General features: G+C 36.0%; 34 protein-coding genes and 1 pseudogene. 5 read left to right on the top strand and 30 right to left on the bottom strand.

Annotated elements, in window-relative coordinates:
• Window positions 1–273 precede the first annotated feature (273 nt).
• From B5D82_RS19380 to B5D82_RS19400, 5 genes are all read right to left on the bottom strand, one after another.
• On the bottom strand, window positions 274–768 hold the full coding sequence (locus B5D82_RS19380; RefSeq protein WP_081154096.1) for an AraC family transcriptional regulator: 495 nt from the start codon (window positions 766–768) through the stop codon (window positions 274–276).
• Between the two features lie 69 nt (window positions 769–837).
• Entirely contained in the window at window positions 838–1,362 is a 525-nt protein-coding gene (locus B5D82_RS19385) for a hypothetical protein (RefSeq protein WP_081154097.1), read from the bottom strand.
• Window positions 1,363–1,693: 331 nt separating this feature from the next.
• A complete protein-coding gene (locus tag B5D82_RS19390) occupies window positions 1,694–2,965 on the bottom strand; it encodes an O-acetylhomoserine aminocarboxypropyltransferase/cysteine synthase family protein (RefSeq protein ID WP_081154099.1) in 1,272 nt (423 codons plus the stop codon).
• Window positions 2,966–3,248: 283 nt separating this feature from the next.
• Window positions 3,249–3,446 (bottom strand): CPXCG motif-containing cysteine-rich protein, encoded by a 198-nt coding sequence (locus B5D82_RS19395; protein ID WP_081154101.1) that lies wholly within the window; start codon window positions 3,444–3,446, stop codon window positions 3,249–3,251.
• A gap of 563 nt (window positions 3,447–4,009) precedes the next feature.
• Window positions 4,010–4,984 (bottom strand): transposase, encoded by a 975-nt coding sequence (locus tag B5D82_RS19400; RefSeq protein WP_081154103.1) that lies wholly within the window; start codon window positions 4,982–4,984, stop codon window positions 4,010–4,012.
• Window positions 4,985–5,187: 203 nt separating this feature from the next.
• Between B5D82_RS19400 and B5D82_RS19405 the strand changes: the two genes are divergently transcribed.
• Both B5D82_RS19405 and msrA read left to right on the top strand, forming a co-directional pair.
• Window positions 5,188–6,576: an L-cystine transporter gene (locus B5D82_RS19405; protein ID WP_081154106.1), complete on the top strand. Its 1,389-nt coding sequence runs from the start codon at window positions 5,188–5,190 to the stop codon at window positions 6,574–6,576.
• A gap of 502 nt (window positions 6,577–7,078) precedes the next feature.
• Window positions 7,079–7,684, top strand: a complete 606-nt coding sequence (msrA, locus tag B5D82_RS19410; RefSeq protein WP_081154108.1) for a peptide-methionine (S)-S-oxide reductase MsrA — start codon at window positions 7,079–7,081, stop codon at window positions 7,682–7,684.
• Window positions 7,685–8,167: 483 nt separating this feature from the next.
• Here msrA and B5D82_RS19420 read toward each other — a convergent pair whose 3' ends face one another.
• Entirely contained in the window at window positions 8,168–8,353 is a 186-nt protein-coding gene (locus tag B5D82_RS19420) for a hypothetical protein (protein ID WP_081154112.1), read from the bottom strand.
• Between the two features lie 103 nt (window positions 8,354–8,456).
• Here B5D82_RS19420 and tnpA point away from each other — a divergent pair, with 103 nt between their 5' ends.
• The 3 genes from tnpA to tnpC are packed head-to-tail and all read left to right on the top strand — an operon-like array spanning window position 8,457 to window position 10,697.
• The gene (gene tnpA, locus B5D82_RS19425; RefSeq protein WP_081148179.1) at window positions 8,457–8,762 is read left to right on the top strand and encodes an IS66 family insertion sequence element accessory protein TnpA; all 306 of its coding nucleotides are present in this window, start codon (window positions 8,457–8,459) and stop codon (window positions 8,760–8,762) included.
• Window positions 8,762–9,112, top strand: coding sequence for an IS66 family insertion sequence element accessory protein TnpB (gene tnpB / locus B5D82_RS19430; RefSeq protein WP_157673808.1), 351 nt, complete (start codon window positions 8,762–8,764; stop codon window positions 9,110–9,112). The genes tnpA and tnpB overlap by 1 nt, the downstream gene beginning before the upstream one ends.
• A gap of 58 nt (window positions 9,113–9,170) precedes the next feature.
• On the top strand, window positions 9,171–10,697 hold the full coding sequence (gene tnpC / locus B5D82_RS19435) for an IS66 family transposase (RefSeq protein ID WP_172820608.1): 1,527 nt from the start codon (window positions 9,171–9,173) through the stop codon (window positions 10,695–10,697).
• 135 nt (window positions 10,698–10,832) lie between these two features.
• Here tnpC and B5D82_RS19440 read toward each other — a convergent pair whose 3' ends face one another.
• The 24 genes and pseudogenes from B5D82_RS19440 to B5D82_RS19555 all read right to left on the bottom strand — a co-directional run bounded on the left by B5D82_RS19440 (window position 10,833) and on the right by B5D82_RS19555 (window position 24,254).
• Window positions 10,833–11,138 (bottom strand): DUF1330 domain-containing protein, encoded by a 306-nt coding sequence (locus tag B5D82_RS19440; protein WP_081154114.1) that lies wholly within the window; start codon window positions 11,136–11,138, stop codon window positions 10,833–10,835.
• 146 nt (window positions 11,139–11,284) lie between these two features.
• The gene (locus B5D82_RS19445) at window positions 11,285–11,647 is read right to left on the bottom strand and encodes a DUF4870 domain-containing protein (protein WP_081154116.1); all 363 of its coding nucleotides are present in this window, start codon (window positions 11,645–11,647) and stop codon (window positions 11,285–11,287) included.
• 120 nt (window positions 11,648–11,767) lie between these two features.
• The gene (locus tag B5D82_RS19450; protein WP_081154118.1) at window positions 11,768–12,238 is read right to left on the bottom strand and encodes a DUF6265 family protein; all 471 of its coding nucleotides are present in this window, start codon (window positions 12,236–12,238) and stop codon (window positions 11,768–11,770) included.
• Window positions 12,239–12,370: 132 nt separating this feature from the next.
• A complete protein-coding gene (locus tag B5D82_RS19455; RefSeq protein WP_081154120.1) occupies window positions 12,371–12,691 on the bottom strand; it encodes a hypothetical protein in 321 nt (106 codons plus the stop codon).
• An 89-nt stretch (window positions 12,692–12,780) separates the two neighbouring features.
• Window positions 12,781–13,146: a hypothetical protein gene (locus tag B5D82_RS19460; RefSeq protein WP_081154121.1), complete on the bottom strand. Its 366-nt coding sequence runs from the start codon at window positions 13,144–13,146 to the stop codon at window positions 12,781–12,783.
• A gap of 39 nt (window positions 13,147–13,185) precedes the next feature.
• Entirely contained in the window at window positions 13,186–13,749 is a 564-nt protein-coding gene (locus B5D82_RS19465) for a hypothetical protein (RefSeq protein ID WP_081154123.1), read from the bottom strand.
• A 63-nt stretch (window positions 13,750–13,812) separates the two neighbouring features.
• A complete protein-coding gene (locus tag B5D82_RS19470; RefSeq protein WP_081154125.1) occupies window positions 13,813–14,100 on the bottom strand; it encodes a hypothetical protein in 288 nt (95 codons plus the stop codon).
• A 146-nt stretch (window positions 14,101–14,246) separates the two neighbouring features.
• Window positions 14,247–14,726 (bottom strand): thioesterase family protein, encoded by a 480-nt coding sequence (locus B5D82_RS19475; RefSeq protein WP_081154128.1) that lies wholly within the window; start codon window positions 14,724–14,726, stop codon window positions 14,247–14,249.
• 141 nt (window positions 14,727–14,867) lie between these two features.
• Complete coding sequence (locus B5D82_RS19480) at window positions 14,868–15,380, bottom strand: hypothetical protein (RefSeq protein ID WP_081154130.1); 513 nt, start codon at window positions 15,378–15,380, stop codon at window positions 14,868–14,870.
• Window positions 15,381–15,470: 90 nt separating this feature from the next.
• Window positions 15,471–16,259 (bottom strand): phytanoyl-CoA dioxygenase family protein, encoded by a 789-nt coding sequence (locus tag B5D82_RS19485; RefSeq protein WP_081154132.1) that lies wholly within the window; start codon window positions 16,257–16,259, stop codon window positions 15,471–15,473.
• A gap of 123 nt (window positions 16,260–16,382) precedes the next feature.
• Window positions 16,383–16,724: a hypothetical protein gene (locus B5D82_RS19490; RefSeq protein ID WP_081154134.1), complete on the bottom strand. Its 342-nt coding sequence runs from the start codon at window positions 16,722–16,724 to the stop codon at window positions 16,383–16,385.
• Between the two features lie 114 nt (window positions 16,725–16,838).
• Complete coding sequence (locus B5D82_RS19495; RefSeq protein WP_081154136.1) at window positions 16,839–17,024, bottom strand: hypothetical protein; 186 nt, start codon at window positions 17,022–17,024, stop codon at window positions 16,839–16,841.
• A gap of 87 nt (window positions 17,025–17,111) precedes the next feature.
• Entirely contained in the window at window positions 17,112–17,366 is a 255-nt protein-coding gene (locus B5D82_RS19500) for a hypothetical protein (RefSeq protein WP_081154138.1), read from the bottom strand.
• A gap of 113 nt (window positions 17,367–17,479) precedes the next feature.
• Complete coding sequence (locus tag B5D82_RS19505) at window positions 17,480–17,860, bottom strand: energy transducer TonB (RefSeq protein WP_081154140.1); 381 nt, start codon at window positions 17,858–17,860, stop codon at window positions 17,480–17,482.
• A gap of 121 nt (window positions 17,861–17,981) precedes the next feature.
• The gene (locus tag B5D82_RS19510; RefSeq protein WP_081154142.1) at window positions 17,982–18,281 is read right to left on the bottom strand and encodes a type II toxin-antitoxin system RelE/ParE family toxin; all 300 of its coding nucleotides are present in this window, start codon (window positions 18,279–18,281) and stop codon (window positions 17,982–17,984) included.
• A complete protein-coding gene (locus B5D82_RS19515; protein WP_081154143.1) occupies window positions 18,269–18,526 on the bottom strand; it encodes a type II toxin-antitoxin system Phd/YefM family antitoxin in 258 nt (85 codons plus the stop codon). Before B5D82_RS19515 ends, B5D82_RS19510 begins: the two co-directional genes overlap by 13 nt.
• Before the next feature lie 154 nt (window positions 18,527–18,680).
• A pseudogene (locus tag B5D82_RS20200) lies at window positions 18,681–18,884 on the bottom strand (type II toxin-antitoxin system RelE/ParE family toxin); the annotation flags it as partial.
• Window positions 18,885–18,970: 86 nt separating this feature from the next.
• The gene (locus B5D82_RS19525; protein ID WP_081154145.1) at window positions 18,971–19,252 is read right to left on the bottom strand and encodes a type II toxin-antitoxin system Phd/YefM family antitoxin; all 282 of its coding nucleotides are present in this window, start codon (window positions 19,250–19,252) and stop codon (window positions 18,971–18,973) included.
• A gap of 187 nt (window positions 19,253–19,439) precedes the next feature.
• The gene (locus B5D82_RS19530) at window positions 19,440–20,441 is read right to left on the bottom strand and encodes a DUF2314 domain-containing protein (RefSeq protein ID WP_157673943.1); all 1,002 of its coding nucleotides are present in this window, start codon (window positions 20,439–20,441) and stop codon (window positions 19,440–19,442) included.
• 504 nt (window positions 20,442–20,945) lie between these two features.
• Window positions 20,946–21,083, bottom strand: coding sequence for a hypothetical protein (locus B5D82_RS19975; RefSeq protein WP_157673944.1), 138 nt, complete (start codon window positions 21,081–21,083; stop codon window positions 20,946–20,948).
• Between the two features lie 378 nt (window positions 21,084–21,461).
• A complete protein-coding gene (locus B5D82_RS19540; protein ID WP_081154148.1) occupies window positions 21,462–21,881 on the bottom strand; it encodes a hypothetical protein in 420 nt (139 codons plus the stop codon).
• 41 nt (window positions 21,882–21,922) lie between these two features.
• Entirely contained in the window at window positions 21,923–22,423 is a 501-nt protein-coding gene (locus B5D82_RS19545; protein ID WP_245807521.1) for a P-loop nucleotide/nucleoside kinase family protein, read from the bottom strand.
• Between the two features lie 80 nt (window positions 22,424–22,503).
• Window positions 22,504–23,661: an acyltransferase family protein gene (locus tag B5D82_RS19550; protein WP_081154152.1), complete on the bottom strand. Its 1,158-nt coding sequence runs from the start codon at window positions 23,659–23,661 to the stop codon at window positions 22,504–22,506.
• Between the two features lie 134 nt (window positions 23,662–23,795).
• Window positions 23,796–24,254, bottom strand: a complete 459-nt coding sequence (locus tag B5D82_RS19555) for a DUF3291 domain-containing protein (RefSeq protein ID WP_081154154.1) — start codon at window positions 24,252–24,254, stop codon at window positions 23,796–23,798.
• Window positions 24,255–24,276: the final 22 nt, after the last annotated feature.

Raw genomic sequence — 24,276 nt, forward strand, 5'->3', positions numbered from 1 at the left:
CATGATAAGCCCATGATAAATAAATCATAAATCACTTCTAACCTAGCTCCCGCTTAATTCCCGCTTAGTTCAGCTAAACTTAACGCCAATTTCGGTTGAGTTGACGATACTGAAACTGTTCACGCCTTTAATCTAGAAACAAAAATCATCCTATATGGCTACATTCAATTGGGCGAAAAAGTTAACTTAATTCATTCAAAACGCTGATACATACCCAAATAAAAAGTTGCGACTTTTTTATAAATTGGGCACTAAAACCTGAATGTTTTTTGTTTACTCGTCAATTTTATGGATAGGTAAATAAATATCCATAATTGAGTCTGCCTCAGTTACCTCTGGATAAAAAGACACTCGCTCTAGAAAGAGCGGAAAATCTCTTAGTGCCAAGCTCGATTCGCTTAACCACTGATGATATAAAAAGTTGATCACAGCCGCTAACTTTTCATCACCGCCAATAAGCCGTACCTTTGCACATTGTCCCGCAGGGATTACTTTACTAATAACACCCTGCTTATTTTCTTCAACCGCCTTTTTTATCGTACAAGCTAAATCAAAACGAAAATTTGCGTTAGCAGTAACGCCCGGATCATCATAAATAATATTGAACGTTTTACTTTTAGTTGGCGACAAGCCGTTTTCTTTTCGCCAACTGATAAATTGCGCAATACTATTACCTAACAAACTTGGCGCAGCTCTGTGCTCATAAACCGCAACAGCTGTTTCAGGAAAGCTGACTAATTCAACTTCAAAGTTGTCTGCTTTATTCATTTATTTGTGCCTTAGGGTTAATAATGTAATGACTAAGCGCTAGCTATAATACCTATTGTTTATACGATGCTAATCTTCAGTCAGCCAATCTTGATAACATTGCATAAATAACTGCCAAAAGTGCTGACAGTTAGAAATTTCAAACAATTGCTGTTCCAATATTTTTAAAGCACCTTCATCTGTGACACTACTTGAGTCTGGAAAAAACTGCGCCTGGGTTTGTTGACCATGGCTGAACAACAAATTAATACATGCAACATAACCGGCTAAACTGCTGGCTACTTGTTCTATTTCCCAGCCCTTATCTCCTAAGAAACCGGTGTAAACAGGTAAGCTAAGCTGATTAGTATCAACAAAATATGGATCACCCAATTCTGTATCACGGGCAAAAACTTGCCATGAAGTTTGCCAACTTCCTTGCTCTGTAGCTGAGCCCTCATTAGCACTTACTTGACCTAACTCACTCATACCAAAACCCAGTTGTGCTTTGTCAAGCTCTGCGACAGATGCCACGTTTTTAAAACCCTGTGGACCAAAAAACACTTCATGATTATCTAAAGTATTTAAAATATTAATTAGTTTATTGTCTGTCATATCTACCTGGTGAATATATAAAATAATAAAAACAAATACACCTTTATGACTTTATTAAGGTCACAGTGCACTTCAAAACAAGATTATGCCACAACCTTGAACATTATAAAAAGTTGGCTGAATTTGAGATTTATAAATGAAGAATAATTGAATCATCAAAAACCGGAAATTAATCGGTCAATAATGATATCAAAACGGTGATTATCGAAAACTTTATTAGGGACTTACTCAATAGCCTACAGGTATTTATTTATCACATTGACTCAGCATTTTAATTAGCAGCAATATCGAAACAAAAAAATGCCCTCTTTCAAGGGCAGATACAGTGGACTTAAGCTTTTTCTAACGCTTGGGTAACATCAGCAATAATATCGTCGATGTGCTCAATACCAACCGAAATTCTGATCAAATCTGCACTAACACCTGCAGAAGCTAATTCTTGTTCATTCAACTGCCTATGTGTGGTTGACGCAGGATGACATGCAAGTGATTTTGCATCGCCAATGTTTACCAGTCGTAGGATCATTTCAAGCGCATCAATAAAACGCGCACAAGCTTCAATGCCACCTTCGACGCCAAAACTTAAAATGCCGGAGGCTTTGCCATTGGTAATCTTTTTACAAGCATCAAAATAAGGACTATCAGGTAAAGCCGCATAATTTACCCATTTAACTTTTTTGTGTTGTTGAAGAAATGCGGCAAGCTTTTCAGCATTCTCACAATGACGGTCCATCCGTAAACCGAGAGTTTCAAGACCTTGTAATATTTGAAAAGCATTCATAGGAGATAGTGCCGCGCCAGTATTTCTTAACGGTACAACACGACAACGGCCAATATAAGCAGCTGGTCCCATGGCTTCAGTGTAAACAACATTATGATAAGAAGGATCAGGTTCATTCATTACAGGGAAACGAGCTTTATTTGCCACCCAGTCAAACTTTCCTGAATCGACAATCACGCCACCAATCGATGTGCCATGACCGGCAATGTACTTAGTCAGAGAATGTACAACAATATCTGCACCCAACTCAAACGGTCGACATAAGTAAGGAGTTGCAACGGTGTTATCAACAATTAACGGCACACCATGTTTGTGTGCTATTTGGGCTAATCGAGCAATATCAACAATATTGCCTGCAGGATTGCCGATAGATTCACAAAATACAGCTTTAGTTTTGTCGTCAATCGCATTGTCGAATGCTTCAAAGTCATCATGTGAAATCATTCGAGCTTCAACACCTTGCCTTGGTAGAGAATGCGCAAAAAAGTTATAAGTACCACCATACAACTCGCTAGTGCTGACGATATTATCCCCAACCTCACAAAGACATTGAATAGCATAAGTAATAGCAGCCATTCCAGAGGCAACACAGAGCGCGCCAATTCCCCCCTCCATCGCAGCAATACGTTTTTCCAGCACATCGGTAGTCGGATTCATAATGCGGGTATAAATATTACCAGGCACTTTAAGGTCAAATAAATCAGCCCCGTGCTGGGTATTATCAAAAGTATAAGAGGTGGTTTGATAAATCGGAACAGCGGCAGCTTTAGTGGTTTCTTCCGACTTGTAACCTTCATGTAAGGCAATTGACTCTAGTTTCATGCTCGTTCTCTCCTTCGTGACGATATGTAAATTGAAAATGAAGTAATGTATCTTCGAAAATATACAATCAATTAATGACTTTCAATAACTTAATATATAGCTTCGTATTTAGCTATATATGTTATTAGTTTTTCGATAATTAAACTAAAGTATAATGAGGAAAAAACGAGCAACAATCACGACGGATATCACGAAATCGGGGATAAAAAGATGTGATTTCAATCAATAAACCACTTAAATCAATTAGATTTACAGGCCATTATATTTAGCTGATATTTGTTGTTTAGTACGTATCATCTTCGCTATAAACATTAACGATTAGCTCGCCATCAGCATTTTCAGAAACCACGAAATTTATAGGCTTACAACAGACTTGGCAATCTTCAATATACTGTTGCTCTATATCAGATGAATCAATAAGAACGTTAATCGTCTCAGAACAATAAGGACATTCTATTAGCTTTTCTGTTAATTGGTTCAATTTAAAAGGCCTCCCATACTTATTCCTGTTATGCGCCTGCGTCACATCGCTAAATAAAGTTGTTTAAGAAAACAACGCGGACATCCATCCTAACTGAATCAACTACTTAATAAAACAACTTGGACACCCATTAATAATTCAGGTCAAGAAGTAACATAAATATCAGTATTATTTAACCAACATGTATAGCGTGGCTAAATGTAGATTTAAGAAAATGCTTCAACTATTAAATTAGGCGTCAATTTAGGGCGATTTACTAATATTTTGACATACAAATGAGGCTCAACTTTTGAGAAACAACTCGGACATCCATCCTAACTGAATCAACTACTTAATAAAACAACTTGGACACCCATTAATAATTCAGGTCAAGAAGTAACATAAATATCAGTATTATTTAACCAACATGAATAGCGTGGCTAAATGTAGATTTAAGAAAATGCTTCAACTATTAAATTAGGCGTCAATTTAGGGCGATTTACTAATATTTTGACATACAAATGAGGCTCAACTTTTGACGATTGAGGTGATTGTAGTTATCAACTTTCGTTAAACTGAATTATTTAAGCTAACAACTTTTCACAGCACTTGAGGTTTTGTCTTCGTTTAGCTTCATGGTGCTGATAATAAGCGGTCAAGGCAGCTGTATGACCTACTGCACCATGAAATAGCTTTCTAAAGTCTTTCGTTAACGTTAACCAATTCTCTGAGCCGATGTTTAAACGCTGCAGAAGCTCGGGATGTTTGTGGGTTATATATCCGGGTTTATCCTCTCGCATACTGCGCCCTGTCAAATCGACTAATTCGAGGTAGTCTATTAACACAAACGGTAAACCTTTCGGCATGTGGTTTTTGGGATTACCGACAAAAGGCAATAGATATGTCGGCTGTTTACCCATTTTAGCTTGAATAACGCGCGTTTTTACACTGGTGTAGGCTGAGCTTTCAGGCGTATTGGCAACGCCTGCTCTAACAGGGTTTAAATCAACATAAGCCATACAAGCCGCAAGTGCTGATTCATCAAGTAAGGCTTGTGATTTAAAACGCCCTTCCCAAAATCGTCCGGTACAGTTATCTTCTTGATTGGCTTTTCTAGCGACACTCTCGTTGAGTAAACGCATAAACCAACTAATGTCCATTAACCGACTGCGATAACATTCAACAGTATCGTTTAACGTTGGCTGTAAATAGTCAGCAATGGACTCCCCTCGGCAATATTGTTGTGTTAACAACGTACCTTTAAAAATTTGGTGCCAACGCTTTAATACTTCCTCACTTGACCACGCCTTAGCGCTGGCCTCATCAATAAATAGCACTAGGTGAGTATGATTACTCATAATGGCATACGCACAAATATCAATGGCAAATACCTGGCTTAATGTAATTAGTTTATCTTCAACCCAACTACGGCGGTGTTCAAAACTTTTGCCGGTGAGTTTATCTTCACCACAAAGGTAGGCGCGGCGAACACAGCGTGAAATACAGTGATAATAAGGTGTATCAACTAAACTAATAAGTTGTTTTCTGGCGGTAGTCATTAAGAAAATCCTTTTACTTTGACTGGTCGATAAATCCTAGTTGAGATATTGATACTTTTCAATTAACTTGTCATAAGTACCCAATTAATGAAACATTATAAGAGCATATCAATTTCGTCTAACTCATAGCACAAGCGTTCTTTATTAAGTTAGGACTATGCGTTAAAGTGCCGCGCTAAATCACAGCTCCTAAAGAAGGTACTATGTCGTTCGCTGTATTATTGATGCTAGCCTTATTTGCTGGCTTACTTTTCTCTATCTATCTTTTTTCAAAAAAAAGTAAAACCTTATCACGCACTGTACTATTTGGCCTTATAGTCGGTAGTGTATTCGGTTTAGCATTACAGTTTTTATTTTCAGAACAACCACAAGCCACCCAAGACGTTTTAAACTGGGTTTCCATAGTTGGTAAAGGCTACGTTGGGCTGTTGAAAATGGTTATTATGCCCTTAGTACTGGTGTTTATGATTGCTGCGGTAGTCAAACTTGAAGACCAAGGTTCCTTGGGGAAGATTTCATTTGTCAGTATTTCTATTTTGCTATTCACCACTGCCATATCAGCACTGGTTGGTATCGCTGTAACTTATGGTTTTGATTTAAACATAAATAGCCTAGTGGCCGGTACGCGCGAAACAGCAGAAATGACCACCATACAAAACAAAGCTGCTACTGTTGCCGATTGGACAGTACCACAAATGTTGTTAAGTTTTATTCCGGAAAATCCATTTGCCGACTTAAGTAATGCACGCTCAACCTCAATTATTGCGGTGGTTATTTTTGGTGTATTAGTAGGAATAGCTGCACGAAAAGTTATGCTTGAGCGCAGCGAACTTGCGACCCCTATTCGTACGGGTGTAAATGCCTTACAAGCCACCGTTATGAATTTAGTCAAAATGGTAATCGCCCTAACTCCTTATGGTGTAGCTGGACTAATGGCTAATGTGGTCGCAAATTCAAGTGGTAACGATATCCTTAACTTACTCTCGTTTATTGTGGCCTCTTACGTTGCTATCTTAATAATGTTTATTGTGCACGGCTTATTACTGAGCTTAGTTGGGGTTAATCCAAAAGAATACTTTACCAAAATTTGGCCGGTTATGACCTTCGCATTTACTTCACGCAGCTCAGCCGCCTCAATCCCAATGAATATTGACGTACAAGTTAATCAACTTAAAGTAGCGCCAGCCATAGCTAATTTATCAGCATCTTTTGGTGCCACTATCGGTCAGAATGGCTGTGCCGGAATTTATCCCGCCATGCTTGCGATGATGGTTGCTCCTAGCGTTGGAATTGATCCAATGACAATCGAGTTCATAATACCTTTGGTGGGTATTATTGTGATCAGCTCCTTCGGTATTGCAGGGGTGGGTGGCGGTGCTACTTTTGCCGCATTAGTCGTGTTACCTACGATGGGATTGCCTATAGAGATAGTCGCTCTGCTAATTTCAATAGAGCCTTTAATTGATATGGCACGCACTACATTAAATGTCTCAGGTGCAATGGTCTCAGGTGTTATTACGAGTAAAATAATGAAAGTCCCCCTAGCTGCCACACCAGCTTTAAATGATATAAAGTTAACTAGTAATAACTAAAATTTCTGACAATGGCAGTCCAAGTTAATTTTGAGTCTGCTTTCTTTATAAATTGTGGAGAATTAGCCATTTTGTAGGCTAATTCTCCATTCTTCAAGAAAAACCATACACTCACATATGGATGTCCTCGTTATTCGAGTTATTCTCCAAGTCACCTAGTTATTTCTTTAGATGGATGTCCTAGTTATTTCTTTTTGGATGGGTGTCCTAATTATTCTAAGTTATTTCTTTAGATGTATGTCCTCGTTATTTTCTCTAGTTATTTTGGATGAGTGTCCTAGTTATTCTGCTAGTTATTCTCTTAGATGGATGTCCTCATTATTTTTTTAGATGGATGTCCTCATTATTTTTCCTCATTATTTTTCCAAAAAATCCAAAATAAAAATCTTATACCTATTTTTAAATAAAACACTCAAAAAATTGAAATATCATTCTCTTATAGCGGGTCTATTGGGTATGTCTACATAACTTTTATACATGCCTCATTAGAAGCGAGACTCTTATGAAAAAAATATTATCCTTAGTTTTAACATCCTCAGTACTTTTTTATGCATCGCTCAGCTCTGCAGCAGAAACTGAAAAAGCCATTTTAGCTGGTGGTTGTTTTTGGTGCATGGAATCTGACTTTGAAAAACTCCCTGGCGTTACCGCTGTTGTATCAGGTTTTACTGGTGGAAATATTAAAAACCCGACCTATAACGGTAATCATACCGGCCATTATGAAGCCGTCGAAATAACTTACGATCCGAAAGTAGTAAGCTACCAAGGCATACTCGATCATTACTGGGTGAACATTGATCCTTTTGATGCCAAAGGCCAATTTTGTGATAAAGGCCCAAGCTACCTAAGTGCCATATTTGTTGCTAGCGATCAAGAACGTAAATTGGCTGAAAAAACAAAAGCTGCTGTAATAACAGAGTTTCCCAATCAAACAGTTGTTACGCCTATATTAAACGCGAGTACGTTTTATCCTATAAAAGGTGATGAAAGCTACCATCAAGATTATTATAAAAACAATCCAATACGTTACAATACCTATCGTTGGCGCTGTGGCCGAGATAGCCGTTTAGAAGATATTTGGGGGGAAAGAGCAACGCATTCAAAGTAATGAATTGCAAAGAGTTAACAATGGATGATTGATGTAAAGATTCTGATAAAAAATTAACAGCGAATGATGAATGCCTTAGCAAAGATTCCTGTGAGTGCGTAATTATGCTTACCTACCATCAGAATCTTGATGGTTATTAGGTAAATCATTGCAAACAACACAATTAATATTTTTGCGATAATTGTAGAAACGTCTAATAGCAAAAATAGTGATTGATACCAATGCCCACAAGATACCGAATTCAATAGAGTATTCTAAACTTCTGCCTTTTAAGTATTGAACACTTGATAGCAGAAAAAAAATAATGGGTAAAGCTATTACGTATTGAATAATCCATTTTTTTATTGGCATAAATTTCCATTAACTATCTGAACTTAAAGTAAATATTACGCCTATTCAAGGCTGATAATTGTTAGCTAAAATATGTAGAAAAACTAAACTGAGTAAATTGTTAGCAGCCCAGCTTTAAATTCTTATATGTTCTTAGTTCATTGATTCTATTAGGATGGTATAAGACGTAATACCGATAATAAAATGCGAATTTGCGGCTACAGAAACTACATGCCAACCATCATTTTCTATTTCCCTAATTTGAGTATTGAGTAAATCTAAATCAGGCTCTCCTGACCAAAAATTCTTCTTTTTACTAAAATTTACAACCTTTCTCATTTGACGCTCCAGTGTCTATATAGGTAAGCGCGTAATTAGCCCCACATACTAATATTAATCCAGTCTGCGCATAATTATCTTAGCAAATTAACATGAGGTCATTATGAATAATCAACAAAAAATAAAACACTGGCAAAACATCTTTGAACAGCAGCAAGATAGTGATTTAACTATCATTCAATTTTGTCGCGACAACAATATTAACGTGTCTACCTTCTATGGTTGGCGTAAACGCCTTTCTGATAAAACCCAACCAATTGAACCGCAACAGGTGATCCCCTTTGTTATTCATGAGCAGTCTTTGACACAACCTTCCATGATTAAACTCTCCACGCCCAGTGGCTACCAAGTAGATTTTGAGTCGACCTTAAGCCATCAAGCCTTAACGCAACTATTGAGTGCGCTGTAATGCATTCCCCAAGCCAAGTTTATTTGGTTACCGGCTTCACTGACATGAGAAAATCAATCAATGGTCTTAGCATTATAGTCAGCGAAACCTTATTACTCGATCCTTTGAGTCAAGCTTGGTTTGTTTTTTGTAATAAACAGCGCGATAAATTAAAAATATTATTTTGGGATACTAATGGTTTTTGGCTTTATTATCGTCGTTTAGAGCAAGGACGATTTCAATGGCCAAAATACGGCGAAGCATGTGCTGCAATGAGCATTGAACAGCGCCAACTTCAATGGTTATTATCCGGTTTGGCGGTGACGAGCCAGACTCGACATCCCACATTATCAGGCTTGTCTGTGATGTAATCCATTACGATCATTGTTACCCTCTTGTACGATCTTGCCAGTGTGTCATGCTATAAAAATGACAGATGACACACAACTCCTCACCTTACAAAATCAACTTGCCCAGATGCAAGTACAGATTGATGCCTTGAAAAAAGATAAGGCGGTATGGCAAGAAGATAAAGTTGAAATGCAAACGCGTATTGACCATCTACTCGCCGAATTAAAGCTAAGCAAATCACAAAAGTACGGTCGAAAAAGTGAAAAAGCCCCCCGAGGTACCTTCAACGAAGCCGAGCAGCATAAAACGAGTGAGCCTCCCAAACATCATAAAAAAGGTAAACAATCGCTAGCTAAACACTTTGAGCGAGAAGACGTTGAGCACACCTTAACCGAGTTAGCTTGTACGTGTTGCGGTGAACAAATGCATCACTGTGGCAGTGAAGATAGCGAACAAGTGAAAATTATCCCCGCCAAAATCAGTGTGATAAAACATAAACAATTTAAATACGCTTGCAGGCACTGTGAGCATGAAGAGCTAAGCTGTAAAATAATAACTGCGCCTAAACCAGCTCAACCTATTCCTGGTAGTATCGCGAGTCCTGAGGCCTTAGCCGCAGTAGTTACTGCTAAATACTGTGATGCACTGCCGCTGTATCGTTTAGTTGATATCTTTGAGCGCGGCGGTTTAAAAATATCCAGAGGAACCCTAGCCAACTGGTGCATTAAGGTCGGCGTACTCATTAAGCCATTAGTCAAAGCAATGCAGCGCCACTTACTTGGTGAGCATAGTTTATGTGCGGATGAAACGCGTGTACAAGTCCTTGATGAAGGTGATAATCCAAGTAGCAATTCACAAATGTGGGTTTATCGCAGTAATGAAGTCAGTAAACAGCCAGTGGTTATTTACGACTATCAAGCGGGTCGTAGTCGTGCTTGCGCAGAAGCGTTCCTCAGAGATTATCAAGGATATTTACAATGCGATGGTTACAGTGTTTATGACGGTATTGAAGGCGTTATTCCTGTGGGATGTTGGGCGCACGCTAGACGTAAATATGATGAAGCCTTAAAAGCAGAGTCGAAAAATAAAGGCCGTGCGCATAAAGCGATCAGCTTTATCAGTCAATTATATAAAATAGAAACTCAAGCGAAGAACAAAAAGTTATCACCACAAGCACGGTATCAATTACGACAAGAAAAAGCCCTGCCGATTTTAACACAATTCAAAGCATGGCTTGATGAAGCCAGTGATAAAGTGATCGCGGGGAGTTATATTGGCAAAGCAATAAAATACAATCTCAACCAGTGGCATAAACTGATTAGGTACGTTGAAGATGGTCATTTAGGGATTGATAATAATATCACTGAACGAGATATTCGGCCGTTTACAACAGGTAGAAAAAACTGGTTATTCTCAAAATCAGTCAATGGTGCACAAGCAAGTGCGATACTTTATAGTATTGTCATGACGTGCAGGGCCAATGACATCAATCCATATTATTACTTCCAGCATTTATTCAAAACATTGCCCGCACGTCAAAGTGACGATGATGATTTTACCGATCTAATGCCATGGAATGTGCATCTAGACTTCGATTATAGCTAAGCGCACTGCTTAATTGTGCGCTTACCTATATAGGCTCAATATACATAAATCACCTCACTAAGAGGCGAACAATTATTGGTTAAAAAGAGCGACGAATAAGCAAAAACTAACTATTTTCACTCTTTGTTTATTTTCTTAGGTGTTCTTTTCATGCATAGAAATAGTTGTAACTGATTTTACGGAGCTTTGGAAATATTGAGCTTTTACCGCAAGATATTCTGGATCATTAAAAAAATTATCCATGATTTCTTTATTCGGAAAGTCGATAGTAAACACGCGATTTATAGGCTCACTTGTTTTCGACTTCAAAACCTCATTAACTTTAAAGTCAAAACCAAAACTGCCACCAAATGAATGAAGTATTGGTATCATACTCTCACGATATTTTTGATATTCACTATCATTAGTAACTTCCAAACCCATTATTCGCTCATAAGACATATTGACTCCAAACTAGATGAACACCTAACGCTTTCCAAGTGGCTTAAAATGGTTTGGCTACAATAACGAACGTAAGTGTGGCAGCCAACTGTTTTTTATCCTTATTTACTTTCTTATAGTTCGATCAAGCCACTATAGACAATCTATCATTTAAAAAACTTAATGCTAAGAGGATAATGCCATAATTGATTATCGTTAGCTTTTATAGCTGCAATAATTGCAAATACCAAATTAAGTACTGCTAATACTATAAGGCCTATTATCCCTATAAAAATAAAAACTAAAATCCCACAGACTACCGAATATATAAATAAACTAATTAACCAATTCATTGTCGTTTTACCGTGTTTATCTATCTCCTCATTTTTATCTTTATTCATTGTCCACATTACAATGGGCAAAATAAAACCTAGCCCCGGTATTATAATACTAGTCAACTGACTCAAATGAATCAGCATGCAATAAGTATTTAAAGGCATTCCCCAATATTCTTCTCGACTTTCCGACATAAAACTCTCCCTGTAATAATTGAAACATACCAACGCCTTGTTAACAGGCAATAATAAGTTGGTTAAAATAAGTGAAGTAGGAGAAAAAAACAACTGTCTTTTTCCTCGTTTAACAGCTTGTTAGCTATCATTCCCACCAATAAATTCAATTGAAAAACCGTCACCTTCCTCTCCTGAAACAAAAACAGTAATATTTTTATCTTTATTCAATTGATAATTGAGCTTCTTAGGGAAGTCATGTCGTGAGTTTTCGAATATAGCAGTTTCAGCTGTGCACTTTGTTAATTTGAAAGCAACAGGTAAGTCATTACTGGCAACTTTTGCAATATAAAACACCTCTCCAGACATTTCGACTAACCGTAAGGTTTCAGAACCGACAATTTTATTCTTTTCGATAGAATACGTGTAACCAGAGCCTTCAAAGGTTTTGCCACTGATCCGTTTCCATGATTCATTGATTTTCAGTTTGCTGTTTTCAGAATTCCAATTACCAATAAGCCACGTTAATGATTCGAGCGTATCACAAGCCTTCGCTTGCACCGCTGATTGAAAGACTAAACACAGTGAAACCAAACTTAATAATTTCAACATTGCACGCAACTCCATTGATTAACAAAGATAGCTAACGCCCTTATAACGACTTTATGACGGGCTAAATATTGTGGGCTAAAATAAGCCACGAAGGAGCAAAAGCCAATTTTTTTCTCCTTGTTTAATTCCTCGTTAGGTATTTTTACCCGCTATAAGTAATAATTCTTTTTTTATAATACTATCTTTAAATTGATCTTCTAAACGAGAAAGTATCCAAATTACAAGTCCAATTGATATAGCTAAAGCTACATCTGAATTAATTTCGGTATATTTTCCAAGCAAATAACCAACCATATACCCTGCCAGTATGTATAGAATTATAGAGACAATTGAAATTACCATCCGTAATTTGACAGTTGAATCTTTAGCCTGTTGGATATATTCAAATGTTATTGCACTTGACTCATTTTCTAAGTGTGGCAATTCAGCCTTAATCCATTCTGTGTATTTCAATGAGAACTCCTAAATACTCAACGCCCAATTAGCAGGCTAAAACGATTGAATATAGTGAACAAAAAACCAACTATTTTGTCCTTATTTAATTACTTGTTCGTAATTAAATAAGCCATACCATTACACCGCATATGTGTATTACAACGACCAGCACTTCTATTAACCAAACAAGAATCAAAAACTAAAGCATTACCGCCTAGTTTCTGGGTTTTAACTCTTAAATCAGAAATCAAAGCTTCTTTACTCGGTTTGTAGTCTTTTATATCCTTTTGGCAATATTCGGCTTCTACATAACCGATTTTTGAAGCACCTAACTCCCATACTTCATAGTTAGTATATCTTTGTACTACACTTTTTCTAATTTTGTTTTCAACATAAATACCGGCATTAGAATTAAATGTAGCTGTTGAGCAGCCATTTAAAAGAAAACATATGATTGGGAACAAAAATTTCATGCGAACTCCATTTCTATATAACACACGCTGAATCGCTGGTTATGCTGCAACTTCTATTTCAATATTGCTATAAATATCCGAGCTTTTGTATCTTGCCCAAATATCTCGATATAAAGGGGACTTAGGATTATAGTAATCTTCGGGCATACTTTTCTGGTAGCCACATTTGTTTAACTTATTATCTTCATTTTTCGTAACATAAACAATGACGAGTGCATTAACCAAATAATCATGAACTAATGAAGCCAAATCGACTTTGGATATGGTCAAAGACATTGTTAGAAAATGATTCATTACTTCATTTACCGGGAATAAATGTTCTTTAATGGCACTAGTTTGGTCTGTTAAGTTTTTTGAATAATATATTTGTTGCAACCCTTCTTTTGTTAAAGGTTCACTAAATTTTCTAATCAAATGGTTTATAACTACTTTACAATCATTAACAGTCCCTAGGTTATCGATTCGATATGTCATCAATGAAGAAACAATTTGATGTGCAATCCCTTGAGTAGATAATGCCACATAGCCTCCTTGCTGCATAACGCCGGCCGAACCGGCGGATTTTAAATGAGATAAAATATTAACGTAGTGACCATAACCCATTTGAAATAGTCCGAGCAAGTTTACGAGCAACTTCAGGCACTTGTTATATTTATATTTAATCAACTAATTAAGATTATTGATCGAAACTTCATCACCATCTTTTGATACTGTTAAGGCTAAATTATAAATTTTATCGCAAGCCTTTATTCTCCAATGCTCTTTAAAAGTATCATCAGAACTTGGCATAGTGGCAATAACTTCTTTATTCTGGATGTCATTGCAGTTAGCGGCTTCCATATAAAGTTTAATTAGTTTGGAGGATTTAGAGCGTATTTCGTTATTGTATTTATATGGTGTTGAATTGCATCCAACAATCAATAAAGTGATAGTAATTAGAATACCTGCTTTCATATTGACTCCTACTTCCAATAAATATAACGCCTTCATCAGCTGCGTAGCGAGCTGTCACTTTTTTGCGATTTTCGCACAAAAAGCGAAGTTTGCGTAGTCACATTTCATGGCCTTGTTAGATCTGCCGTTATCATTTTTAGCACAGTTTACTTTACTGGAATTTTAATAGTGCTGCCTATTTTATCAGGTCTTGGAAACTTGGCGTATTCTTTTTCTATTGACTGTAAGCGTTGAAGAACATCATTAGGAAATGGTGATACTCGCCTAGTTTCTATATCTATGTGAACATCAAGGTGCTCACCAGCTGCCGCTCGATACCCTTTATTTGTGCAATATATTTCATGAAAGGTATGTAAGCGTTTTTCATCAACTGACAAAAGCCAAGAAATAACCTCGATTTCGTCATGTTCACATAATTCTCTCTCAAAAATACAGTGGCTCTCAACCAGTGCTTTACTGCAGTTGTTCGCATACCGGTAACGTTCACCTAAATCAAGATGTTCAGTGAAATCAATATGCGCATCATATATTACCAAACCATAATACTTTGTATTCATATGCCCATTAAAATCAACCCAGTCAGCAGGAACTTTGGTTGAATATTTTCTAAATGGATATGCTTCCATTTTTACATCCTCTAAAAAATGGCTAAAATCTGACCGCGCCTATCGCCTCTTAAGAGGCAAATAATATGTTAGTTAAAATTAGCTACGATGAAGCAAAAGCCAACTGACTTTTTGTCCTTTTAAACGACTTGCTAGTTATGTTTATTCACCCGCGCTACTAATAGAAAAAATAACGGAATTAATTTTCCAGCCATCTTCTGCTTTCACTAAAAGTAAACTTTTTCTTCCCCAGTTTGCTTTAGCCCCTTTTACAAAATGGTTGTAATCTAAGTAAACGCTTGCAATATCCCCATCTTGTTGGATTTTTATATTCTCAAACATCATTTCATGATCCTTCTGGCGAGAAACAATAACATCAAAAAAATGTACATGATCGCCGGGATAGGTTTTCATAGGCTTCCAAGATTCCTGACCTTTCATTTTTGCTGTTTCCGCTTTACTTTGGTTTTTCTCAAAATCATTCGTCGAAGAAACACCAACCCAAGATACAGTCCCATCGTAAAATAAACTAAAATATTTAGATCTATCTATAGTCGTAATTGAGTTTTCAAAATCTTGCACTACTTTTTGCAACTGCTCGTCATCTGAAAGCTGGCTTGCAAAAGACACTTGCGTGAATATTAAAAGAGATACCACTAAAATAATTTTGTTCATAACGGCTCCTTGTTTGATTAGTTAGCTAACGTCCACTTAAGCGGAGAAAAATAGTTGTATAATGTGAAGCGAAGCGGAACTAGCCAACTTTTATTTGTCCCGCTTGAACAGTTTGTTAGCACAACTATACCATTGATTATTTTTAATAAGTTCTATTTCTTTCTCTGTTGGAAGAACTTGCTTATCAAAAAAATTAAAGCTTAAGTGATGATACTGACCAACACAGAGGTCGAGCGCTTTTCGTGAATCGTTGAGCTCATAATTTCCACGGTGGATCATTTGCGAACTGAAAATTAAAATATCACCTACATCTAGCTCTATAAGTATCGCATTAGGAAGTTCTTCATTATTCTGATGACCATTTAGCTCAAACCGAACATCTCTTTCTAGATCAGTATCCCATCGTTTATGTGTACCCGGTATGATTTCAACTCCCTTTTCCTTTACCAGTGGAATTCGTATATGCAGACTAACCATATTTTTTTGTTCTGCTTTCTGTATATCATCAGAAATAGGGCTATATTGCATATCTCTATGCCAATATGGAAGACGTTTACTATTTAACGGATTAAAAAACAATTGGGTATTATGAAAGTAAATTTCTGAGCCAAACATACTTTCAAGTAAGTTAGTTAGCTTTACTGGAGATATAGAGTTAAAAAAATCCACTCGTTTCTCTGGAGTGTCTTCAAAAAAAACCTGTTGAGTAAGTGAATGCATATTCACTAATTTATGCTCAAAAATTTCTGTTTTATTACTGCACATCCATGATTCAAAAATACTATTTACGTGCTTTGAAATAGCTAAAATCTCAATATCACTTAAAAAGTCACGGATAACGACATAGCCCATATCATCATATTGTTTTCTAGCAGACATACACGGAGCATCCTTTTAAGCATAACGCTCATTTAAAGGGCAAAATATAGTTGGCTAAAATAGATGAACGGAGTAAATAAAATAGCCAACTTTATTTTGTCCCGCTTGAAATTCTTATAGGTTTTAAGCCACCAAACCAATACCTATTTTAACACTGCTGATTAACGCAAAATAAATAAGCAGACCGATAGATTTTTTACGGCGCCGTTGTAGTAATTCTTTAATAACAACGCCGTCGTCATTGACCAATTGGGATTTCCACAAAATAAGCCAAAATATACTTAAAGTAAACTGTTGATTATTGATAAGTATTGTCGGTTTTTTAATGGGAATTAAAACTAAGGAGGAATATATAACCTCTTCTTCACTTTTGATTTCAAAGCGTGTTGTAAAGCGATCATAAGAAACAAGCACTGTTTTATCTGCGATTGTATGAGTTTGTTTCTGAATCCGTTCAAATGCCATAATTGATTAAAACCTGACGCCTACTAGGCGGATAAAAATAGTTGGTTAAAATGTGAAGCAAAACGGAACCTAACCAACGGTTAAAAACCCTGCTTGAATGGCTTATGTAGCTATTTAATTAAACTCGTCATTGCCTTTTACCCAACGATAAATTGGATAAGCAACTATTAAGGGGATAATGGTTAAAATAATAGATTTACCAATATCCATTTGCTTTAGTTCGCCCGCTGCATAGAAGAATATTATTACGAAGAAAGTAAAAAATATCCATATTGACCAAAATGCTTGTTTTTTACTCATGACTACGAATCCTTCGTGCTACATATCGCCCAAATAACAGGCTGAGTAATGGTTGGCTATAATGGTGTAGCGAAACGTAGCCAACTGTTACGTGTCCTTGTTGATTTTCTTATCGTTGTACTTAGGAGATATTTTCAATTTTCTCATGGTTCTTACGAACTCAGATACACCCCAAACGCCGGAGCTAATTAAACCCACTTGCCAAATTCCGATTGAATTTACACCAAAATCACTGGAGTAAATAGCAAGCCCAATGAGCTTACCTATTTGAAAAATACCAGCTAGAGATGCGATTAAACAAATGACTAACAAGAACCACTTTGAAAAATTTGATTGATGCACGATAAGGCTCCTTAAAACGTGTACAACTAGCTCCTACTAAAACGAAAAAATATAATTGGCCAACAAGTTGAACAGAGTGAAAACAGCCAACTGTATTTCTCGATTTGAAAGTCTTATATTTTTGTGGGTGCAGCGAATTGAAACTCTTTTATGACATATACTGGTGTTTTTTTAGAATTAAACTCAGTGTTTACATAGTGAGTTTCTTTTATTGCAAGTAATGCAAATTTATCCCAGCCACCTTTGGACTCAATAACTAATGGATTAAATACCTCTCCATTAGAATCAATCAAAATTTTAACTTTTACAAATCCAGATTCTTGTGGTGGAGTAAAACCATTACTAAACGTTATACTATTTTGTGTTGGAACCCAGTACTTTTGAAGCTCATGCATTTTTATTGTTACAGGAGGTTCATTAAGTAATTCCTTACTTTTAGAACTACACCCTACAATGAAAATAACCATTAATAACAACAAACTTAAACGTTTCATATGAACTCCTTGTGAAAAAATATAACGCCTCAATAACAGGTAAAAAATAGTTGGTTAAAATGTAGAGGAACGAAAAAACACAGGCTGTTTTTGTCCTAGTTAATTTGCTTGTTAGCCGTATTTAACGCTGTAAAAGAAATCTGCGTAAATCTAGCTCTTGTCGCATTACATGTAAAATATAAACCTTGTCACTTTCAGTTTTATAGAAAATACGACACGGATTAACAATAACTTCTCGGTAGTTTAAGTTAATTAGCTCAGCAGGTCTTTTACCTGATTCTGGATAGCTTTCTAGTCTTGATACTTTATCAAATACTTTTTGTACCAATTTTTGAGCCGCAATTAGATTACTTAAAGCAATATATTCAGCAACATCATTTAGATCATCAAGAGCTGGAGATGTCCATATTACTTCAGCCATTTACTCATTTTCTCTTTGGCTTCTTGATTAGATAATAAATGGCCATTTTTAATAGCTTGTTCACCGCGAGCTACACCTTCAAGGATTGCTATTCGTTGTTGCATGAATTCATAATCATCAACATCAACTAAATAAGCAGATGGTTGACCATGTTCAGTAATTAACACAGGTTCTTTTGAAATGTGAAGATCAGCTAATATTTTGGTAGCTTGGCGTTTAAGGGTCGTAACTAGCTCAACTCTCATAAAAAATCCTATTTAGAGCTAAAAAAAGTATCACTATAGTAGCACAATAGCCAGAGGTTACAAATATACACATAACGCGGTGCGTAATAGTTTGCTAAAATGTGAAACGAAGTGGAGCCGAGCAAACTGTTATGAATCCGAATTTAATACCTTGTTATAACTCAACATTATCCGAACTTAGCAACTGACGACTATTACGTAATGTTAGTATTTTAATCTCTTTTTCAATTTTATAGATAATGCGATAACTACCAAATACTATTTCACGATAATTTGAACCTAACAACTCCGGAACTTCTCGACCTAACTCTGGTTGAGAACCAAGTAAATCAGTCCGATCAAAAACATCATTTACCCATTTATCAGCTGCCTATGGTTTATCAAGAGCTATGAATTTGGCAGCAGCCTCTAGTTTTTCTAATGCTAAAGGAGACCAAACTACTTTCAAGGTTTAATGCTCTTCAAAATCTGTGCGCGGGCATCTGAATTAGAAACACCTAATCCAGCAGAAAGCTGTGCTTCTGCTTTTTGTATTTCTTCGAGTAATTCAATTTTTTCCTGCATAGATTCATACTCTGCCACATCTACAACGACAGCCACACCTTTTCCCCTTTGGGTAATGACAATTGGCCTTCTTGTTTCATTAATTTGACGAATAAATGATGCAGCTCCAGCCCTAAAGTCTGAAAGAGGCTGTATATCTTTATCAAAGTGAAGTCTACTCATGATGATACCTTTAGTTGTACTTTTTATGGTACAAAGTATAGTAAAACAGAGCAGCAAGTACAAGGCTTTGGATTTCAGTTATAACGCCATTTTGAGCGGCAAATTATAGTTGGCTAAAATAAGTGAGGCACGAACAAAAAGCCAACTGTAATTTGTCCTACTTGAAAACCCTTGTTAGGTTTCGGCATTACAATACCAAAATTTTTTTAGGTATTTCATATTTATAATCACTAAAAAACCTATCCAATTCATAGTCAGACATTCTGCTTAAAGTCACCCTTAACATATACCCGCCATGAACAACTCCATTTTTTATCGCCATCCAATCTGACACATCATCAAATACGGCTGTATATTTTTGACCAAAACTCACATGCAATGCATCTACAGGCTGGTTACCTATTTCGCCAACGATCTTATTATTCAAGTACCTTATATTGCCTAACCATATATGTTCACGAGTACCATCACCTACAGGTATTGCGACTTTCACCATTAATTCAATATTCTCACTCCTTAATTCTTGTGTTTTTTTCAATAGGTTAGGAAGCGTTTTTCTTGCTTGAGACATTGCCTCAAGCATTTTTGGATCTTCATGTGCAAAAAACTCATTAGCTGTCGGATTTGCTTGTAAATAATTACAGTATGGGCTTTTTTTGAGCATGGGTTCACACAAACGAAACCTAATTTCTCTAGCGTATCTAGCTAACTCTGGCATAGGACTATTATTCATAAAATCCGTACCCAATTTACTTTCTTCGATCTCTTCGTTTGAAAAACGAAGAAAACCTTCAAAATTTAATAACTCTTCTGGCGTTAATAAACTTGAATTAAGTTCAATCGAGTCTTTAATAAACTTAGTATGTAGCTGTACTTTTACTATAACTTGAGAAATATCTGAATCTTTTTCAAATTCAAAAGCTAAAAATTCAATTTGATGAAAATCATCAACTAACTGCTCTAAAGTGTGTAATCTTCTATGATCACTCTCAATCTTCTTTTCAGCCTTTATATTTTGTTCGGAGTACTCGATATAAATAGAAAAAAAGGCAGTAATTAGAGCAAAAAAGGCAACTGCCCACCCTGATACTGTAATTCGTTTTATCCCGCTCTTTGATGAATCCCAAGTCTCTCCCTTAATAGCAATGATTGCTGTAACAAGAGCTGTGATGATTAAAATATACTTCATTAGAAACCTAACGCCCATATTAACGGGCTAAATAATACTGGCTAAAATGTCGACGAAGGAGCACAGCCAGCGTTATGTGTCCCGTTGAATTGCTTATATTTGCTTTAACTCAAGACTATAATAATCACTATTTTTTTCGGCTTTCCAAATATCTAGATAACCCACAGAACAAGAATAAGCTCCTTGAACATCAGATTTAGTAACATTAGATTTAGTAACATTAGAAGATAAGCCTAATAAACAATTATTAATACAACTAGGATTCAACCTCATTACATATATAGTTTTTGGATTGAGGCTTAGTTTTGCCAGTTCTATCGTAAAAGATAACCGCTCTGCTGGAACAGTGATTTCAAATAAGTTAATAGTGTAGGGTTCAGAGTCATCTGCTTTTAATGAATGAGGGGAAGAAATTATATTGTTTCTTATACTAGAATTATGAACCTGTTTTATATTTTTTATAATTACTCTGTCAGACTGCTCAAGCCTGAGAATAACTCTATGCTATTGTTCATAAATCCATTCATCACTTTTTTGCATGAATACTTCAAATAAAACTTTATCAGCACCTTCTACAGCAATACTTGAGTAATCATAATCGAATTTATCATTTCGGTAACGCAGACCTTTTCGATATGACACTGGACGGGTATACCTTCACAAGGAGATAACTCTTCTCCCCAAGAAAAACTTATTGCAGAGGCTTTTTTAAAAAAATTCTGAAAAATTGATTCAAAACTAGAGAAATAAGCAATACCAGCAACAATACCTTTATGTTCATTTTCATAATGAGAAAAACTAATATCACCGTATTGAGGATCTTGTAACATTGGTTCATCAAAGTTAGATGCTAAATCATCTAAGCTTTTACTGTAAAAAGAAGCTTCAAAGTTGATTCCTGCCCCGCAAATATAACGCCCAAATAATGGGAAAATATCAGTTGGTTAAAATTAGCGACGCTGGAGCAAAAACCAACTGTGATTATGTCCTGATTAATTTGCTTGTTAGGTTACACTTTACTCATAAGGTTGCCCATTGTTGTTTTAAACCAACTAAATGGACAATACCAAATGATAAGCAAATTACTGAACTCCATACCCAAAATTCAGGTGAGCGCCCCATGGGTGAACTTATGAAAAAGAAACCGGCAATGCCACGCACTAAATAAATTAGTGTAATAAGGATGAGAGCTAAGCGTATAAAAGGCAAACGGTAAATAATACCTGCCGCTGAGAATGCATAAAGCGACCAAATAGAAAGAATAACGACAATTGCACTAGTTATAAGCGTGGGTTGAATACTACCTCGATCTGCGAGCACTGCCATTTGTTCACCTGCACCAAAAAAACGATACCAAGGTGCGCCATAATAAATACAACCTAAATGCAGTATTGCAACAATAGCACTCAAAGTACCCGCAATAATGAGAAAAATGTTCATATGTTGATGAAACCTCCGTTTGATATTATTGTTAGGTGCATTTATACATTAAGCATTTCAATAAGCTTTTGAATTGATCGCTCAGGTGTCTCACCAGCAGTATCAATTGAGATTATTTCTGAATCCCAAGGTTGATACTCTCTTGCTTCTACACTTTCCCAAGTTGGTAAAACTAAACCTGTAACAGGAGAAACACGGCTCTCTACTCTAATTTTATGCTCAATTTTGTTAGAACAACTAATTTCTATATTAATGAATTTTGCGCCAGAATTAATAGCTGTTTGCTCCCATTCAACTCTAGATTCATAAACAGAGTTACATGAGTCGCCAACGACATTGAGTCCCTGTATTAAATTATCTGAAGCCAACCTATAAGCTATTTGATAGCCCTCAGAATAAATAGCTATATCACAGATATCTTTCAGGGATTGTTCAATAGTATCAACTCGTAAATACGACGCTCCAAGACGTTTACTTAAAAGTGTCGCTAAAGTACTTTTTCCAGCTCCTGGCAATCCTGAAAATATATAAAGTGTTGCCATACTAGATTTGCACCTAACGCCCATTCAAGAGGCTGATAATAGTTTGCTAAAATATTGAGGAACTAAAACAGCAAACTGTTTTAGTTCTGCTTGAGTGGCTTATTATAAGCCACTGATACAACATTGTTTTTAGGCTTTAAACCAAACAAAAACCTTAAAAAATTTGATGGTTTAATAATAAACCAACAAATTACGGTGGTAACTAAAAAAGATAAAGCGAAAAGAGAAATAACCTTTAACAATATTGGTGCTTGCCATGCGATGACATAATAGCCTATTACCACAATTACGGTTTGATGAAATATATAAAAAGGGTAGATTAACTCGTTACTAAGGCTTACCCATTTGGGTGTTTTTGTAAAATAGAATTGCGCATAACCTAAAATAGTTAAGAATGCAGACCATGCAACTAAACAACAAACCAACCACCAAATAGACCTACGCAAATCTAGTGACAAGTACTCACTCAAGTCAGGGGAGTAATAATAAGAATAAAAAAGTATTGTGCTAAATACTAACAACAGTAAATTATAAAATCGTTGGTCATATATTGCTTGCCAAATAATGTTACTACGAACAAAAAGCATACCCGCAATAAAAAAGAAAAAATAGAAAGCTGAGGAAGATAAATTTTCTATCTTTTTATCTTCACTTGGAAAAGTTAACGAAAAATACACTTTTATTATTATGAGTAATGTTACAAGTAGATACAGCCCTATTTTGTGTTTTGACAATTTTTGTACAAAGTTAATTATTGATGCACCTAAAGGCGAGCTAAATAATTTGTTTAATGGGATAGCAAGCAAGAAAAATACAAAGAGATACTCTATAAACCAAAGATGATTAGTTTCGAATTTTAATGCAAGAGATGGGTATTCTCGCCAAAATGATTGCATCTCAACAATATTTTCCATGTAAATTTGCGGAGGAATCACTAACAAAGAGCCAATCAAAAGGGGAATAAATAACCTTAGAAATTTGTCTTTGACAAATTTCACTACAGTTACCTTTGATAGCAAGATAACAGAGCCAACACCTGAAATGAAGAATAGGATTGGCAGTCTAAATTGTTCAAAATAAACCATTATATCATCAAGAACTTTGCTCGAATCGTTATTCATAATGTGCCAACCATCTCCATTAAAGGGCATGCACACATGATGAAGGAATACTGCAAAAATCAATATCACTCGTAACCAATCTAATTCGGAAAACCTTACAGTGTTTTTCAATTCCATTTGATAACCTTAAAATTTATCGGGTGCCATAATTTACGTGGCTTATAACGCACGAATAATGGGCAAAAAATTGTTGGCTAAAATGTTGAGGAACGAAAACAGCAAACTGATTTTTGTCCTTATTAATTAGCTTTTTAGGCATTACTTGCTATAAAATCTGAAGCGCTAAAATTACTTTTAAAAGTAAATGCATATGATGTATCACCATTATTTCTAAGAAACTCTAACTTTTCAACCGCTTCTTCCACTGTTGGAATATGGTCTTTTGGTACCCACCATAAAACATAACTGTCATCAGGAATGTTATGGAACCATTCTTTTTTACGGCGAAGAAAATCACGGTGGTGAGTTCTGAACATAAAGTTTTTGAGTGCTTCTATAGAATCCCAAACTGACATGTTTACGATTATATCGGGATCTGAGAAAGCTGTAATATCGGTTGCGTCTCCACTTTCATCTTGCAGTCGCCAAATAAAACCCGAACTTGATTCCGCCAGTTTATTTACTGGTTCCAAATTATCAACGAACTCTTTAATTTCAGGAGACTCTAAAGAGTATTTAGCTTTAGCTATATTTAATTGTGCAAGATGCATATGGATCCTCCGTGCTGCCTAA

This window comes from Cognaticolwellia beringensis (assembly GCF_002076895.1).
Taxonomy (GTDB): Bacteria; Pseudomonadota; Gammaproteobacteria; order Enterobacterales; family Alteromonadaceae; genus Cognaticolwellia; species Cognaticolwellia beringensis.